The organism is Pseudomonas sp. 91RF, from assembly GCF_003576265.1.
GTDB classification, from domain to species: domain Bacteria; phylum Pseudomonadota; class Gammaproteobacteria; order Pseudomonadales; family Pseudomonadaceae; genus Aquipseudomonas; species Aquipseudomonas kribbensis.
Genome location: NZ_QWFC01000024.1, coordinates 448,016 through 463,177 on the forward strand (window position 1 = coordinate 448,016; position 15,162 = coordinate 463,177).

The 15,162-nt window shown below is 61.6% G+C and carries 17 protein-coding genes; 7 read left to right on the plus strand and 10 right to left on the minus strand.

Annotation, left to right across the window (positions count from 1 at the left end; genetic code table 11):
* Positions 1 to 95: 95 nt before the first annotated feature.
* Entirely contained in the window at positions 96 to 821 is a 726-nt protein-coding gene (locus tag DXT77_RS13260) for an SDR family oxidoreductase (RefSeq protein ID WP_119427906.1), read from the minus strand.
* Positions 822 to 932: 111 nt separating this feature from the next.
* Between DXT77_RS13260 and DXT77_RS13265 the strand changes: the two genes are divergently transcribed.
* Positions 933 to 1,769, plus strand: coding sequence for a LysR family transcriptional regulator (locus DXT77_RS13265; protein WP_119427907.1), 837 nt, complete (start codon positions 933 to 935; stop codon positions 1,767 to 1,769).
* 75 nt (positions 1,770 to 1,844) lie between these two features.
* Here the strand turns inward: DXT77_RS13265 and DXT77_RS13270 are convergent, their stop codons facing one another.
* Positions 1,845 to 2,699 carry a LysR family transcriptional regulator gene (locus DXT77_RS13270; protein WP_119427908.1) on the minus strand — a complete coding sequence of 285 codons (855 nt, stop codon included), beginning with the start codon at positions 2,697 to 2,699 and terminating at the stop codon, positions 1,845 to 1,847.
* A gap of 88 nt (positions 2,700 to 2,787) precedes the next feature.
* On the opposite strand from DXT77_RS13270, the gene DXT77_RS13275 reads away from it, so the two are divergent.
* On the plus strand, positions 2,788 to 3,225 hold the full coding sequence (locus tag DXT77_RS13275) for a multidrug/biocide efflux PACE transporter (RefSeq protein WP_119427909.1): 438 nt from the start codon (positions 2,788 to 2,790) through the stop codon (positions 3,223 to 3,225).
* A gap of 58 nt (positions 3,226 to 3,283) precedes the next feature.
* Here DXT77_RS13275 and DXT77_RS13280 read toward each other — a convergent pair whose 3' ends face one another.
* Positions 3,284 to 4,039, minus strand: coding sequence for an SDR family NAD(P)-dependent oxidoreductase (locus tag DXT77_RS13280; RefSeq protein ID WP_119427910.1), 756 nt, complete (start codon positions 4,037 to 4,039; stop codon positions 3,284 to 3,286).
* A gap of 120 nt (positions 4,040 to 4,159) precedes the next feature.
* Here DXT77_RS13280 and DXT77_RS13285 point away from each other — a divergent pair, with 120 nt between their 5' ends.
* Positions 4,160 to 5,056: a LysR family transcriptional regulator gene (locus DXT77_RS13285; protein ID WP_119427911.1), complete on the plus strand. Its 897-nt coding sequence runs from the start codon at positions 4,160 to 4,162 to the stop codon at positions 5,054 to 5,056.
* A gap of 53 nt (positions 5,057 to 5,109) precedes the next feature.
* Here DXT77_RS13285 and DXT77_RS13290 read toward each other — a convergent pair whose 3' ends face one another.
* Together DXT77_RS13290 and DXT77_RS13295 are read right to left on the minus strand one after the other, a co-directional pair.
* Positions 5,110 to 6,723, minus strand: coding sequence for an inorganic phosphate transporter (locus tag DXT77_RS13290; RefSeq protein WP_119427912.1), 1,614 nt, complete (start codon positions 6,721 to 6,723; stop codon positions 5,110 to 5,112).
* Positions 6,724 to 6,831: 108 nt separating this feature from the next.
* Positions 6,832 to 7,854, minus strand: a complete 1,023-nt coding sequence (locus DXT77_RS13295; protein ID WP_085709746.1) for a transporter — start codon at positions 7,852 to 7,854, stop codon at positions 6,832 to 6,834.
* Between the two features lie 276 nt (positions 7,855 to 8,130).
* On the opposite strand from DXT77_RS13295, the gene DXT77_RS13300 reads away from it, so the two are divergent.
* Together DXT77_RS13300 and DXT77_RS13305 are read left to right on the plus strand one after the other, a co-directional pair.
* Entirely contained in the window at positions 8,131 to 9,753 is a 1,623-nt protein-coding gene (locus DXT77_RS13300) for a methyl-accepting chemotaxis protein (RefSeq protein ID WP_085709694.1), read from the plus strand.
* A gap of 112 nt (positions 9,754 to 9,865) precedes the next feature.
* Positions 9,866 to 10,309: a hypothetical protein gene (locus DXT77_RS13305; protein WP_119427913.1), complete on the plus strand. Its 444-nt coding sequence runs from the start codon at positions 9,866 to 9,868 to the stop codon at positions 10,307 to 10,309.
* Positions 10,310 to 10,369: 60 nt separating this feature from the next.
* On the opposite strand, the gene DXT77_RS13310 is transcribed toward DXT77_RS13305, so the two are convergent.
* Together DXT77_RS13310 and DXT77_RS13315 are read right to left on the minus strand one after the other, a co-directional pair.
* Positions 10,370 to 10,675 (minus strand): PepSY domain-containing protein, encoded by a 306-nt coding sequence (locus DXT77_RS13310; protein ID WP_065259299.1) that lies wholly within the window; start codon positions 10,673 to 10,675, stop codon positions 10,370 to 10,372.
* 138 nt (positions 10,676 to 10,813) lie between these two features.
* The gene (locus DXT77_RS13315) at positions 10,814 to 11,938 is read right to left on the minus strand and encodes a glycerophosphodiester phosphodiesterase (protein WP_119427914.1); all 1,125 of its coding nucleotides are present in this window, start codon (positions 11,936 to 11,938) and stop codon (positions 10,814 to 10,816) included.
* 215 nt (positions 11,939 to 12,153) lie between these two features.
* Here DXT77_RS13315 and DXT77_RS13320 point away from each other — a divergent pair, with 215 nt between their 5' ends.
* The gene (locus DXT77_RS13320; protein WP_119427915.1) at positions 12,154 to 12,480 is read left to right on the plus strand and encodes a DUF2025 family protein; all 327 of its coding nucleotides are present in this window, start codon (positions 12,154 to 12,156) and stop codon (positions 12,478 to 12,480) included.
* 131 nt (positions 12,481 to 12,611) lie between these two features.
* Here the strand turns inward: DXT77_RS13320 and DXT77_RS13325 are convergent, their stop codons facing one another.
* Positions 12,612 to 12,926 (minus strand): antibiotic biosynthesis monooxygenase, encoded by a 315-nt coding sequence (locus DXT77_RS13325; protein ID WP_119427916.1) that lies wholly within the window; start codon positions 12,924 to 12,926, stop codon positions 12,612 to 12,614.
* A complete protein-coding gene (locus DXT77_RS13330) occupies positions 12,923 to 13,630 on the minus strand; it encodes a CTP synthase (protein WP_119427917.1) in 708 nt (235 codons plus the stop codon). The genes DXT77_RS13325 and DXT77_RS13330 overlap by 4 nt, the downstream gene beginning before the upstream one ends.
* A 15-nt stretch (positions 13,631 to 13,645) precedes the next feature.
* On the opposite strand from DXT77_RS13330, the gene DXT77_RS13335 reads away from it, so the two are divergent.
* Positions 13,646 to 14,587 carry a LysR family transcriptional regulator gene (locus tag DXT77_RS13335; RefSeq protein WP_119427918.1) on the plus strand — a complete coding sequence of 314 codons (942 nt, stop codon included), beginning with the start codon at positions 13,646 to 13,648 and terminating at the stop codon, positions 14,585 to 14,587.
* Here DXT77_RS13335 and DXT77_RS13340 read toward each other — a convergent pair whose 3' ends face one another.
* Complete coding sequence (locus DXT77_RS13340) at positions 14,588 to 15,118, minus strand: DUF1003 domain-containing protein (protein WP_119427919.1); 531 nt, start codon at positions 15,116 to 15,118, stop codon at positions 14,588 to 14,590.
* Between the last annotated feature and the right edge of the window lie 44 nt (positions 15,119 to 15,162).

Genomic DNA, 15,162 nt, shown 5'->3' on the forward strand with positions numbered 1-15,162 from the left:
ACAGGTTTAGCAGCGCACACAAATATGTTGCACGGCGAAGATACCGTGGGAGCTGGCTTGCCAGCGATGGGGCCAGTACGACTAGCGACTATCGATCAGGCCTGCTGCCGCGTAGCAGCCATCACAATCTCGCGAATACAAACCCCCTGCGGCTGCCCATACGCATAAGCAATCGCCGTCGCCACATCCTCGGCACTCAATACCGTCCCACCCATGTCCTGCTTCCACGCCTGATACCCGGTCTTGATCGCCTCATCCGTGGTGTGGCTCAGCAACTCGGTCTCGACCGCGCCCGGTGCAATCGTGGTCACCCGCACGTTATGCGGCGACAGCTCTTCACGCAGGTTCTCCGACAACCCGTGCACCGCAAACTTGGTGCCGACATACGCCACATGGTTCGGGAAGGTCTTGCGCCCGGCCACCGAGCTGACGTTGATGATGGTGCCGTGCTTGCGCTCGATCATCCCGGCAACCACCGCGTGCACGCCGTTGAGCAGGCCCTTCACGTTGACGTCGAGCATCTGGTCCCACTGCGCCGGGTCCTGTTTGCTCATCTCGCCCAGCAGCATCACCCCGGCGTTGTTGATCAGCGCATCGGCCGGGCCGAATTGGGCTTCAGCCTCGGCCACAGCGGCCAGCAACGCGGCGCGGTCGGTGATGTCGACGCGGCGGCTGAGGGTGTTCGGCAGGGCCAGTGCTTCGAGGCGTTCGATGCGCCGGGCCAGCAACAGCAGCGGATGGCCGGCAGCGCTCAAGCGGCGGGCGGTGGCTTCGCCGATGCCCGAGCTGGCGCCGGTGATGATGATCAATGGCTTGCCCATGGTTGGACTCCTGAGATAAGAAAAACAAATAACCAGATTCGGGACGCAGTATATTTAGCCCGCTGGAGGCTGAAAAATGCCTTATTCCTCTGTCTGCCATCGGAATCTCCTATGGATATCCGCCATCTCAAGGCGTTCCTCGCGGTGTTCGAGGAACGCAACATCACCGCCGCCGCGCAACGGCTGTTCATCAGCCAGCCCACGTTGTCGGTGACCATCAAACAGTTGGAAGAAGAACTCGGCGCGACGCTGTTTGTGCGTCAGCCCCGTGGCGTGGAGGTCAGCGACGAAGCGCGGTTGCTGTACCCGCAGGCGCGCCGGATGGTGGCCGAATCCGAGGCGCTGAGCCGGATGTTTCGCGGCCGCGAAAACCGTGCGCCGCTGACCCTCGGCATCGAGGGCGACATCGCCGCCAGCCATATTGAAGCTTTCGTGCGCATGGCCCATCAGGCGTTGCCCAATCTGCTGCTGACCCTGGAGGAGGGCTGTCACGGCGATGGTCGATTGGCGGTCGAGGAAATGTGCTGCGAAGACGAACTGTTCCTGCCGTTGTGGGAAGAGTCCTATGTGATGGCGCTGCCCCTCGATCACCCGATGGCCAACGCGCAGGCCGGCTGGGCGCCGATCGAAGACTGGATTACTTGTCCGCAACATCCATCCCATCAGCGGTTGATGGCGTTGTATGGGCGTTCGCCGGAAGCGGTGGCGGGGCATGCCGGTTCACTGCAGCAAGCGTTGCACATGGTGGCGGCAGGTGTCGGCGTGGCGATGTTGCCGCAGTCGCTGGTGAGCGGGCATGAGCGCATCGTTGTGCGATCGCTGCACCTGCCGGCACCGACCCGGCGGGTGGGGTTGTGTTATGCGGCGCAGGCGCTGGAATTGCCGGCGATGCGCGGGTTGCACGAGTATTTTCAGGTGAACCGCCCGGTCGATATTGCAGCGGCCTGAGCGGCCGCCATCGCCAGCAGGCTGGCTCCCAAAGGTCCGGTGTGGGAGCTAGCCTGCTAGCGATTGAGGGCACCGCTATTCCAGCATTTTGCTGAGCAACCAGCTCCCCGCCGGCCCCGGCGGGTACAGTCGCGACCACAATGCATCGACGAACACCGGTTTCGGCCAGCCGCGCACGTTCAGTTCCACCAGCGAGTCATTGCCGAAATGCTCCACCAGCCAGCGCGGCAGTGGTGCCCAGCCGAAGCCCTTCTGGGCCATCTCCAGCAGCATCAGATAACTCGGTGCCGACCACACCCGACCTTTGCCGCGACTGTCATAGGGATTGACGATGGTGGCCAGACGCAGCTCGCGGTGTTGCTCAAGGACTGTTTGATCGATGGAATCCTGCGTCGCCAACGGATGGCCGCGACCCACAAACAGCGCGATCTCCGTACGCTCGGCAACGGTCGCGGTCGCCAGATCCGGCGGGTAGTTGTCCTGCATCTCCGCGAATGCCAGATGAGCTCGCCCGCGCTGCACCAGTTCGATCAGGTCATCGCACTCGGCGATCAGGCATTCCAGCTCCAGATCCGGATAACGCTGCTCGAAGCCCACCAATGCGGCTTCGAAACGGTCGGACTGATAAGTGTCGGAAATCGCCACCGTGAGTTTCGGCTCGACACCCTGAGCCAATTGCCGGGCGGTCATTTCCAGGCGGCTGGTGGCCGCCAGAATCGCCTCGGCCCGTTGCAGCATCACGTGACCGGCCGGGGTCAGTGTCGGTTTGCGGCTGCTGCGGTCGAACAGCACCAAGTCTAGATCGATTTCCAGACTGGCCACCGCCGCACTCACTGTCGACTGACTGCGCCCGAGTTTGCGCGCCGCCGCCGAAAAAGAACCCTGAGTCGCCGCCTGGACAAACGCCAGCAACACTTCCTGAGAGGCCATGAACTATCGTCCTGATCGATGGTTATTGATTATGAAGTATCGGTGTGGTGCTGGATCATGGCAACCATCTTCACAGAGGACTTCGGCCATGACTGCCAACAAATCCATCACTGAACGTATCTTTCAGGCCATCGGTTTCGAACTGCTGGCGATCCTGATCTGTACCCCGTTGCTGGCGTGGATCATGGGCAAACCGCTGGTCGAAATGGGCGCCGTCACCATGGCCATCGCGTTGCTGGCCCTGGGCTGGAACGTGGTGTTCAACGGCTTCTTCGACCGGATGCTCAAGCGCTGGAACATCGCCCACAACGCCTGGGTACGGGTGGCGCATGCGCTGCTGTTCGAGGGCGGGCTGATCGTGATGGGCGTGCCGCTGATTGCCTGGTGGCTGTCGGTCAGCCTGTGGCAGGCGTTCCTGCTCGACATCGGCGTGCTGCTGTTCTTCCTGCCGTACACCTACATCTACCACTGGGGGTATGACGTGGTGCGCGAGCGGCTGGTGATGCGCAGCGTCTGTCAGAACTGAAAACAAAAAATCGCAGCCTGCGAGGGCTGCGATTTTTTTGTCTGGATTTTGTTCGGGCTTAGAGAAACATCCCGCCCGACGCTTCAATCCGCTGACCGTTGATCCACTGCGCCCCCGGCGACAGCAACAACGCCAGTGCGCCGCCAATGTCATCCGGCTGCCCGGCACGGCCCAGGGCGGTATTGCTGGCGACCATCGCGTTCAACGCCGAATTGTCGCGCACCGCGCCGCCGCCGAAGTCGGTCTCGATGGCGCCGGGTGCCAGGATATTCACGGCGATCTGCCGCGCACCCAGTTCCTTGGCCTGATAACGGGTCAGCACTTCCATCGCGCCTTTCATCGCCGCGTAGGCGGCATAACCCGGCAGGGTGAATCGGGCCAGACCGCTGGAGATGTTGATGATCCGCCCGCCATCGTTGATCAGCGGCAGCAGTTGCTGAGTCAGGAAGAACGGCCCTTTCAACTGAATGTTCATCAGCAGGTCGAACTGCTCCGGCGTGGTGTCGGCGAAGGAGGCATGCACGCCAATCCCGGCGTTGTTGATCAGGAAATCGAAGCGCGGCTGTCCCAGCTGTTGCAGTGCCTGTTCGACCCGCACGGCGAACTCGGCAAAACCTTCGCTGCGACCGACATCCAGCTGCAGCATCACGGCGTTGGCGCCGAGTGTTTTCAGCTCCTCGACCAGCGATTGCGCTTCATCGGCGCGGCTGTTGTAGGTGCCGATGATGTCCACTCCTTGCGCGGCGAGGTGCAGGGCGGCGTTCTTGCCGAGGCCACGGCTGGCACCGGTGATCAATGCGATTTTGCGGTTCATGGGTCTTCCTCGATGGCGGTGACGGTTGATGGGGCAAAGTTTATTTATCCGCCGTGGGGTGATAAACAGACTGAAACCGGAATCACTGGTCGGTCATTCCGAACAATCAACAGGTGGCCCATGAACAAACTGGAACTGCTGCGCACCTTCGTCCGGGTCAGCGAATTGTCGAGTTTCACGATGGCAGGGGAGAGTCTGGGGCTGCCGCGCTCGACGGTGTCCGAGCAGGTGCAGGCACTGGAAACTCTGCTCGGCACGCGCCTGCTGCAACGCACCACGCGCAAGGTCCAGGCGACTCAGGACGGCCTCGCGCTGTACGAGCGCAGCAAGGATCTGCTGTCGCACATGGACGAAATCGAAAACCTGTTCCGTCGGGACGAAGCGTCGCTGACCGGGCGGATTCGGGTCGACATGCCGAACATTCTGTCGCGGCGGCTGATCATGCCGAAGCTGCCGGAATTCATGGCCCGGCATCCGAACCTGGAGCTGGAAATCAGCAGCACCGATCGTCGGGTCGACCTGCTCGCCGAAGGCTTCGATTGCGTGGTGCGCATCGGCGCGCAACCCGACCAATCGGTGGTCGCGCGGCATCTGGGGGACTTCAGCATGATCAATTGCGCCAGCCCCGCGTATCTTGAGCGCTACGGCGTGCCGCAGACGCTGGAAGATCTGGCGCAGCATCGGCTGGTGCATTACGTCGGAGTGCTGGGTTCGCGTTCGGAAGGGTTTGTCTACGAGCAGGACGGGCAGGTCCACCGCATGCCGATGGCCGGCAGCGTGACGGTCAACAGCACCGATGCCTATGAGTCGGCGTGTCTTGGGGGATTCGGTTTGATCCAGGTGCCGCGAACCGGGATGAACACCTATCTGGACACCGGTGAAGTGGTGACGGTGCTGCCGCAATACACCGCGCCAGCGATGGGCATTTCACTGTTGTACGCGCGGCAGCGGCATCTGCCGTTGCGGGTGCGGGTGTTCATGGACTGGCTGGGAGATTTGATTCGTTCGACGCTCTGATTCCTGCCGCAAATCCCTGTGAGAGCCAAGACTCTCACAGGGATTCGGGTCAATCAGAAAATCTGGGTAAACAGCCAGTACAGACTGCCCGACAGCAGAATTGCCGCCGGCAAGGTCAGCACCCACGCCATCAGCAGATTGCGGATGGTCTTCATCTGCAGGCCGCCACCGTTGGCGACCATGGTCCCGGCCACGCCCGAGGACAACACATGAGTGGTCGACACCGGCAGACCGAACATGTCGGCGGCGCCGATGGTCAGCATCGCCACGGTTTCCGCCGATGCGCCCTGGGCGTAGGTCAGGTGGGTCTTGCCGATCTTCTCGCCGACCGTGACCACGATCCGCTTCCAGCCGACCATGGTGCCCAGCCCCAACGCAATCGCCACGGCGATCTTCACCCACAGCGGAATGAACCGCGTGGCGTTGTCGATCTGTTGCTTGAACAATTGCAGCTTGCCGGTGGTGTCGGCGTCGAAGGTGCCGACCTTGTTCTTGTCCATCAGGCGAATGGTTTCGCTGGCCAGGTACATGTCGTTACGCACGTTGCCCATGGCTTCGGCCGGGACTTTCGACAGCGAACCGTAGCCTTTCACCTCTTCACCGATATGCCCGGTCAGCGCGGCGAGGGCCGGGATCAGTTGCGGCGTGGCTTCCTTGCTGCGCACGTACTCCGAGAGCACCGGACGCGGATCCGCCGGGGCCGGCAGCGGGGCGCTTTTCACCAGCGCTTGCTGGGTGACTTCGGCCACCGCCGCGAACTGCAGCGTCTGATCGGCAGGCATGGTGCGGTTCAGCGCGTAGGCCATCGGCAGGGTGCCGACCAGAATGAGCATGATCAGGCCCATGCCTTTCTGGCCGTCGTTGGAACCGTGGGCGAAGGACACGCCGGTGCAGGTGGCGATCAGCAGGCCGCGAATCCACCATGGCGGCGGGGTGTTGCCTTCCGGTGCCTTGTACAGCGAACGGTTCTTCACGAACGCACGCAGCGCGAGCAGCAACAGCGCCGCGCAACCGAAACCTACCAGTGGCGACAGCAGCAGCGCGTAACCGATCTTGGTGGCCTGGGCCCAGTCCACGCCGCTGGTGCCGTCGCGGCCATGCATCAAGGCATTCGCCACGCCAACGCCGATGATCGAACCGATCAGCGTGTGCGACGACGAGGCTGGCAGGCCCAGCCACCAGGTGCCGAGGTTCCACAGAATCGCGGCGATCAGCAGAGCGAAGATCATCGCGAAACCGGCGGACGAGCCGACCTGCAGAATCAACTCCACTGGTAGCAGCGCGATGATGCCGAACGCCACTGCACCGCTCGAAAGCAACACGCCGAGGAAGTTGAAGAAACCCGACCAGACCACGGCCACATTCGGCGGCAGCGAGTGGGTGTAGATCACCGTGGCCACGGCGTTAGCGGTGTCGTGGAAGCCGTTGACGAACTCGAAACCCAGCGCAATCAGCAGTGCCACGCCGAGCAGCAGGAACGGCGTCCAGGTGGTGACCACCGTGCCGAGTTCGTGCATGTCGTGCATCAGGCTGTAGGCGGTGAACAGCATCCCCATGGCCAGCACGGCGAAGAACACCACGTAAGTGAAGGGGCCGGTTTTCTTGTCGAGCGCCGGCCTGCCGCTGGAAGCGGGGGCCGGGCTGGCGGTCAGGGAGGGAGTAGCCATGGGAGGACAATCCTGAGCGAGGGAAGGAGTGTCGCCCATGATCGTTGCTAAATATTACAGAGAGACTGCGGCAGATCAGTGTTCGGTGGATTAGCCGCGCCGCCGGTCCTAATAATCCCCGCGCTTGCGAAACGCCCAGCGCCCGGCAATCACGGTGAACGTGGCCACCAGCGCCACCAGAATCCAGAACCCTTCCGGATCGGTAGCCAGAGGCACGCCGCCAACGTTCATCCCGAAGAAACCGGCAATGATGTTGATCGGCAGCGCCAGCACCGTCACCACGGTCAGGGTGAACAGGGTGCGGTTGCTCTGTTCGTTGAGGTTGGCGGCGATCTCTTCCTGCAACAATTTGATCCGCTCGCCGAGGGCCGTGAGGTCGTTGATGATCAGCGCGAACTCTTCGGTGGACTTGCGCAGCTCCTTGACGTCTTCCTTCTGCAACCAGGACGGCGGTCGGTTGAGCAGGCGCAGCAGCGAGCCCGGCTCCAGCGCCAGTAGCCGTTGCAGGCGCACCAGCACTCGGCGGTTGGCGCCGAGTTCGGCGCGGTTGGTCGACAGCCGCGATGACAGTAACTCGTCCTCGACCTGATCGACGCTCATGCTGGTCTTGCGCACGATCTGCGTCAGCACTTCGCCCTGGTCGCGCAGCAGGTGCACGAGCAACTCCGACGGCGAGCGAAAGCACTCGCCGGCCTTCACCGACGAACGCAGTTTGTCCACCGAGTGCAACGGTTGCAGACGCGCACTGACGATCAGTTTGCTGCGCACGCAGACCCACAGCGTCGACACGTCCGACGACACCATGCTGCTGAGGTTGAACACCACGTCGTTGACCACCGCCAGCAACGCCGAATCCACATGCTCGATGCGGGTCGAGCGCGAACCCTCGTGCAGCGCCTCGAAAAATTCCTGGGGCAATTGCAGATGACTTTTCATCCAGCGTTCGCATGCGGCGTGGGCCAGGTTCAGGTGCAGCCAGAGAAATTCGTCGCTGTCGCTGTCGTCCTGCAGGCAGCGCAGGGCGGTCGCCGAATCCACTTCGCGCCCGCGCTCGCCCGGGCGAAAACGGAAGCCGTAAAGCAGGCCAAACAGATCAGGATCGCGATGGCTGATATCCAGGCTGTGGTTCATGAAGTCTCGCTGCAAGGAAGGCGTCTGTTGCGGGATTTGCAGATTCACCTGAGCCGCATCATTGCAATGCAATGTGACGTTTTGGTGACGGCGAAATGACGTCAAAATCAATGCCTTACCGGCGGTCGGAATTTTCTCAAGAAGTGCTCTGGCACGCCGATCACGCATGAGTTAGGTTGCGCGCCTTCGGCCAAGAGCCAAGGTCCGCCGACACGGATGTCCGGCCACAATTCACGTCTTACCGGACGTGCCTCATCCCTGTCATGAGTACCTGCGATGCTGCAAAAATCCCTGAGAGCGCAAATTCTCGCCCTGCTGAGCGGCAGCCTGTTGGCGATGCTGTTGATCGCGCTGGCCTGCTTTCATTTCCTGTCCAACGGCGTGCAAAGCTACAGCCAGTTGATCGCCGGTCCCTTGCACACCTCGCAACTGATCGACGAAGCCAACCTGCAATTCAAGGTGCAGGTGCAGGAGTGGAAAAACGTCCTGCTGCGCGGCAAGCAGCCGGCGGACCTGGCCAAATACTGGGGCCAGTTCGAGGATCGTCAGCGCGATGTGCAGAACATCCTCGGTGAACTGGCCAACCAGAAAGGCCTGGAGCCTTCGCTGAAAACCCGCATCGAACGTCTGCGTGAAGAGCATCGTCTGCTTGGCGCCGCGTACCAGAAAGGTCGCGATGCCTATGTGGCCGCCGGTGCCGATCCGACGGCGGGCGACGTGGCGGTCAAAGGCGTCGACCGCGCCGCCAGTGACCAGATGAGCGAACTGGTGGCCGAGCTGCGCAAGCAGGGCACCGAGCAGTCGGCACTGATCAGCGCCAGCGCCGATCGCACCGTGATGCTGGGGATTCTGGTGATGCTCGCGTCCGGTCTGTTGATCGGTCTGTTGAGCCTGTGGCTGGTCAACCGCAACCTGGTTGAACCGATCCGCAAACTCATCGACTACGTCACTCAGTTGAGCAAGGGCCGTCTGGTCGAGCGTGTGGCCAGCGACCGTCAGGACGAGCTGGGCAATCTGGCTGCTGCGGCCAACACCCTGCGCGATTTCCTCGCCGAAACCTTCAACCATCTGCAGCGCAGCGCCAAGGATCTGGACAGCGCCAGCGGAGAGTTGAACGCCATCGCCACCGTGATGGCCGGCGGCACCAACGAGCAGTTCAACCGCACTGATCAGGTGGCCACGGCGATGAACGAAATGTCCGCCACCGCCCAGGAAGTCGCCCGTCATGCGGCCGATGCGGCGCGTGCTGCCGACGATGCCGACCAGTCCGCCCAGCAGGGTGAAAAGGTCATGCAGAGCACCATCCACAGCATCACCCAGATGCGCGGCGAAATCGCCAACACCGCCACGGTGATCCGTCGTCTGGAAGCCGACAGCGGTCGTATCGGCAAGGTGCTGGAAGTGATTCGCGGCATCGCCGAGCAGACCAACCTGCTGGCGCTCAACGCGGCCATCGAAGCGGCCCGGGCCGGTGAAGCCGGGCGTGGTTTTGCGGTGGTGGCCGATGAGGTGCGCAACCTGGCGCAGCGCACGGCGGAGTCGATCATCGAGATCAACCAGATCATCCAGAGCGTGCAGACCGGTGCGGTGGATGCGGCTCACGCCATCGACAGCGGCCAGACCCGCAGCGATGAAAGCGTCGAGCAAGTGACCCAGGCCGGCGCCATGCTCGAGCGCATCACCCATGCGGTGGAAGCGATCCGTGACATGAACCGTCAGATTGCCACGGCAGCTGAAGAGCAGACCTCGGTGGCCGAAGACATCTCGCGCAACCTGACCGAGATTACCTCGATCGCCAGCACCAACCTCGACAACGTGCAGCGCACCGAAAGCGCCAGCCAGAACCTGCACGGCCTGTCCGGCCAACTCAACGACGTCACCGCCCGCCTGAGCGTCTGACCTGCCACTGATTGTGTACCGGCCCGGTTACCGAGTCGGTACACAGTCGATCTCAATTTCATGTGTGCATCGCCGATGGCCGGTTATCTATAACCGTCATTGGAGATTCCCCATGGTCAGCATCACGTCTGTTTCGATCAATCAGACCGTCACCACAACTACCAGCAAAACATCGATTGCCGACACGGGCGACGATACCTCGACCACAGCGGCGGCCAGCACGGGGGTGAAAGCCGACACCAGCAAAGTGGCGGCGGGCGGTGGTGCGACGCCGTCGGGTGACAGCAGCTCCAGCAATGATGAATCGGACACGGTGAAAGAGCTGCGCAAGCAGATCGCCGAGCTGCAAAAGCAATTGCAGGAACAGCAAAAGGCGCTGCAAGCGGCTCAGGCCAAGCAGGAAAGTCAGGATGCCAAGGCGGCGGATGTTGCCGCTGCGCAGTCGCAGATCGCGACGACGTCGGCTTCGTTGCAGACGGCGACGGCGGCTTTGCTGGCGGCGTTGCAGGAGTCGGATTCGAGTACGTCGGGGGCGTTGGTCAGTACCACCGCTTAAGCTTCGGACACAAAAAAGCCGCACGATCCGAAAATCGTGCGGCTTTGTCGTGTGGGGCAATCAGTGATCCTGCTTGTTGCTCAGAACCTTACCAGTGGCCGCATCCAGATCCACATCCCATTCCTTGCCATCGGCAGTACGCAACTCGACTTCGTACTCATAGCCGTTGAAATGGTTGTCCAGGTCGGTGTCGACGATGGTCGCGCCCGGGTGCAGGGCCAGGGCAATCTTGTTCAGCTCTTCCAGTGGCTTGATCTTGCCGGATTTGACCAGCTCAGGGATCTGATCGACACGAACGTCAGCCTGGGCCAGGCCAGCGGTGAGGGTCAGGGCAGCGGCGGTAAACAGGGCAGTCAGGGTTTTCATCGGTTATTCCTTTGGGTGATTCGTTCAAGTGAGTTCAGGTTAACGACCTCAACTTAATTCACCCTTAATACACAGCGAGCAGGCCGGACTCCCAATGGGAGCGGGCCTGCTCGCGAATACTGACGCCCGATTTACAGATCAGAAACCGTTGTTCTTCAACACCTGATCCACACTGGCGGCTGGGCGTTTGTAGAACTTCAGCAGTTCACTGGCGCGGTTGGTGAAGATGCCGTCGACGCCGGCGGCCATGACTCTCTCATAGTCCACTGGCTCATCGACGGTGTAGACGTGCACCAGCATTCCTTTGTCATGGGTGTACTTGTTCATCCATGGCTGCACGAGGTCCGAATAGCTCTGATCTCCGCCGTGAGTCAGTTTGGCCGAAGGGCCGGTGCCGATGGCGCCCTGGGCCTTGGCGTAGTCGATCCATTGCTTGAATTCAGCTTCGGATTTCGGCTCTTGCTTGCCATAGAAAACGTTCTTGTCCTTCTCGCCGGATTCGGCAAAGGTCACTTTGGATTTCGGCTCGATGCTGCCTTCGCCGACCCACAGCAACAGGATCTTCGGCACCTGCGGCATTTCCTTTTGCAGCAGTTCGAGGCTGTTTTTCTCGAAGGTCTGCAGGATCACCTTGCCGTTGCTTTCGCCGACGCTGGCGACGTTTTTCGCCGGTTTGGCGCCGGCCGGGATCAGCAGGCCGCGAGCCTGGAGTTTTTCTTTCAGGTCATGCTCGATGCCGGGGAACAGTTGCGGTTCCTTGGTCTCGATGTACAGGCCCGGCTTGTGCTGCGGGTTGGCCTGGGCGATGTCGATGATTTCGTCCAGGGTCAGAATCTGCAGGCCGACGTATGAAGGACGCGCGCGATCCGGGTAGGCCTTGTTGTACCAGCTGCCGGCATCGAGAGTTTTCAGTTCGGCCATGGTGAAGGCGTTGGCCGGGCTGTCCTTGCGATCCGGGAACTTGGTGGCGACGTCGGTGGTGCGTTGCAGATTGTTGTCGTGCAGGGCGAACAGCACGCCGTCCTTGCTGCGCTGCAGGTCCATTTCCAGGTAGTCGGCGCCGAGGTCCCGGGCCAGTTTGTAGGAGGCTGCAGTGGATTCCGGTGCGTCGAAGGAGGCGCCACGGTGGGCGATCACCGCCGGGTGCGGAATGCCCTCGGAGGCGGCAAGCGCAACTGGGCTTGGCTGGGCGGCGGCATGAGCCTGGCCGAGACCGAGCATCAGGCTCAGCAGCAAAGCGCTTTTGGTAAACGTGGCGGGCATGTCGAGGTCCTTTCGCAGGTATTTTCGAAGATGTCCCTTTTAGCAACTCAAACGAAAACGTGCTATCGCAAGACCGACATAAACGTACTGAAAGCGAAAATTTCCGCACTTTTGTGCGTTTGTTTGCAGTACGCTTGGCCACGGCAACCACCCCGGCAGAGGGTGTGCCTCAATGCCCTGCGTGTAAACCTTCGATCACTCTTGTGAGGTTTACCATGCGCATCACATCCCAACTCATCTGCCAGGCGGCCGACGACCTCAAGGGCTTTGTCGGCCTCAACCGCAAGACCGGTCAGTACATCGTGCGTTTCAGCGAAGATTCGTTCGGCATGGACGTGGCCGATGACGGCATCATTCCCGCCAGCGAGTTCGTCTGGGCCCCGACCACCGAAAAGACCATGACGTTGAAGCGCGAGTTGATCCAGTTGCTGCTCGATCAGCATATCGACGACCGGATCAACATCACCGAGCCGTTGCGGGTTTATATGAGCAAGCGTGAAGTGCCGGAGATTGAGGCGGTGCGTAGTCTGGTGAAGGGCTGAGGTTTTTGGTGATTCACTTGCCTCCATCGCGAGCAAGCTCGCTCCCACAGGATATGGGTTGTTCTGAAAATTACGCGGTACCTGTGGGAGCGGGCTTGCCCGCGAAGGGGCCAGTGAGAACACCTCAATACTCACAGAGCAAACCGATACTCCCGCTCAACCCGACACACCCGCGTATGAAACGCCGAATACCACTCGGCCCGCCCACGCGCCTGAATCACCCGGTGCTCCGGATGCTCGCGCCAGGCCAGAATCGCCGCCTCGCTCTCCCAGTACGAAATCGTGATCCCCACGCCGTCCGCGCCCCGGATCGAATCAATGCCGAGAAACCCCGGTTGCCCGGCCACCAATTGCATCATGCGCTCGGAGGCTTCGGCATAGCCGTTGTCGCCCTCGGTGCGAGTCGAGGTGAAGATCACCGCGAAACATTCAGTGGCCGGTTTCATCGAGGTCGCTCCGCGCAGGCTTCGACAAACGCGCGCACCAAGGGCGGCAATTGCCCTTTGAGTGCGGCACGTTCTGGCTGGAACAACGTCGCGACAAAGAACACATGGTTTTTCAGCTCGATGGCGCGCAGATCGCCTGCCGAATCGTGGCCCACGGCGTGCAGGTCATGGGTCAGCAATTCCCGTTCGAACTGCGGATTCACACCAAACCGGCAGCGATAGCCTTCACGAATCTCGGACGTTTCGTACGCCTTGGCGATCAACGAACCAGACACCAGATGAATGCTGTCTACCGCCTCCACCAGCGAACAGGTCAGCGGCGAGAGCACCGCGCGGCTGGAATCGGGCGATGTTTCGCCATGCTCGGCATCGGCCCAGCCCAATACGTGGCGGGAAAACTCCAGCACGGCATGTTGAAAACCGCCGCAGGTGCCGAGGAACGGTCGCTGCTGTTCGCGGGCAAAACGGATGGCCCGTAGCGCGCCTGCTTCACTTTTGTAAGGGCTGGCCGGGACGCACCAGAAACCGTCGAAACCTTCGAGCGGTGTGTCGAGATGAATCCGGTCGGTGGCCAGCCATTCGAAATCGACGGGTCGGCGAATGTGTTCTGCCGCCAGGCCGAGGGCGACGGGGATGGCTTGATGGGCGGTGACTTGCGGATCGTAGTCACCGATCAGGGCGATGCGCAGGGCTCTGGATTCCATGAGTGCTCGCTGTGCTTGTTGAGGGATGACGCTCACTATAGATTGGCGTTCACGCACTCAATATGGGCGTTTCCCCAAGTGATTAATGCAGTGACGCACTATCGACTCGACTTCCCGGATCTGGCGCTGATCCTCGCACTGGTGCGCGGCGGCTCGCTGGCTCGGGCCTCGCAGCTGCTGAAGGTCGATGTGTCGACGGTGTTTCGCGCCGTGCGCCGGCTGGAAGCCGCACTCGGTCAGCAACTGTTCGAAAAAAGCCGCGCCGGTTACCTGCCCACCAGCCTTGCGCAGACCCTGGCGGAGCAGGCCGAACGCGCCGAGCAGGCACTGGAAGCGGCGCGCATCGGCGTGGAGCAGGGCGGCGCAGTGGTCAGCGGCACGGTGCGCCTGACCTGTACCGATTCGGTGCTGCAAGGTCTGCTGCTGCCGGCACTGGCGCAGTTCATGCCGAACTACCCGGCGCTGACCATCGAATTGAGCACGTCCAATGATTTCGCCAACCTCAGCCGCCGCGATGCCGACATCGCTCTGCGCCTGACGCGTACGCCGCCGGAGCATCTGGTCGGACGGGAACTGACGAAGATTTCCTACCGGGTCTGTGCCAGCGCGCGTTATCTGCAAAACATCGATGCATCCGATCTGGCCGCCATGACCTGGATCGCTCCGGACGACTTTCTGCCCGATCATCCGACCGTGGTCTGGCGCCGCCAGCACTTGCCCGGCGTGACACCGGGCTATCGCTGCAACAGCATGTTGTCGGTGACGGAACTGGTGCGTGCCGGGCTCGGCGTCGCGGCGTTGCCGGACTTTCTGATCACCGAAGGTCTGCAAGCCTTGAGCGAACCGCTGCACGGCTACGACACCGCGCTGTGGCTGCTGACCCGCCCGGACTGCCGCGCGTTGCGCTCGGTGGTCACGCTGTTCGATGAACTGGGGCGGGCACTGCGTTTGCCGTGATCAGGCCTGCGGGTTCTGGCGCATGTGATCGTGCAACTCGCGGGTCAGGCCTTCGATGCGTTCGGTGAGGTTCTTGGTCATTTCGGTAAGCCGGGTGTTCTGCTCCAGCAGCTCCAGCAATTGCGCGGTGTTCTTCGCGGCCTGGACCTGACGTTCGGAATTGGCGATGGCCAGGGCTTCCCGGTGCTGCGCGTCGGCGTCCGATTGCGCTTTGTCCCGTGCGGCCTGACGGGTCTGGGCCAGCAAAATCAGCGGTGCGGCATAGGCCGATTGCAGGCTGAACGCCAGGTTCAACAGGATGAACGGATAGACGTCGAAGGTCGTGACGCCAAACATGTTTAGGCACACCCACAACACCACGATCAGGGTTTGCGCGCCGAGAAAGGTCGGCGTGCCGAAGAACCGCGCAAACGCCTCGGCGCGCAAGGCGAACTTGTCGTTGCCGAAGGTTGTGTTGAGGTGGGCGTGAGGGCGGTGGAAGCGCAGGTGATCGACAGGCGCGGCGGGGGAATCGTTTTTTTCGGTGGTCATGACGGACTCGGCAGGGCTTGGGACGTTGAATCACTATAGCCCTG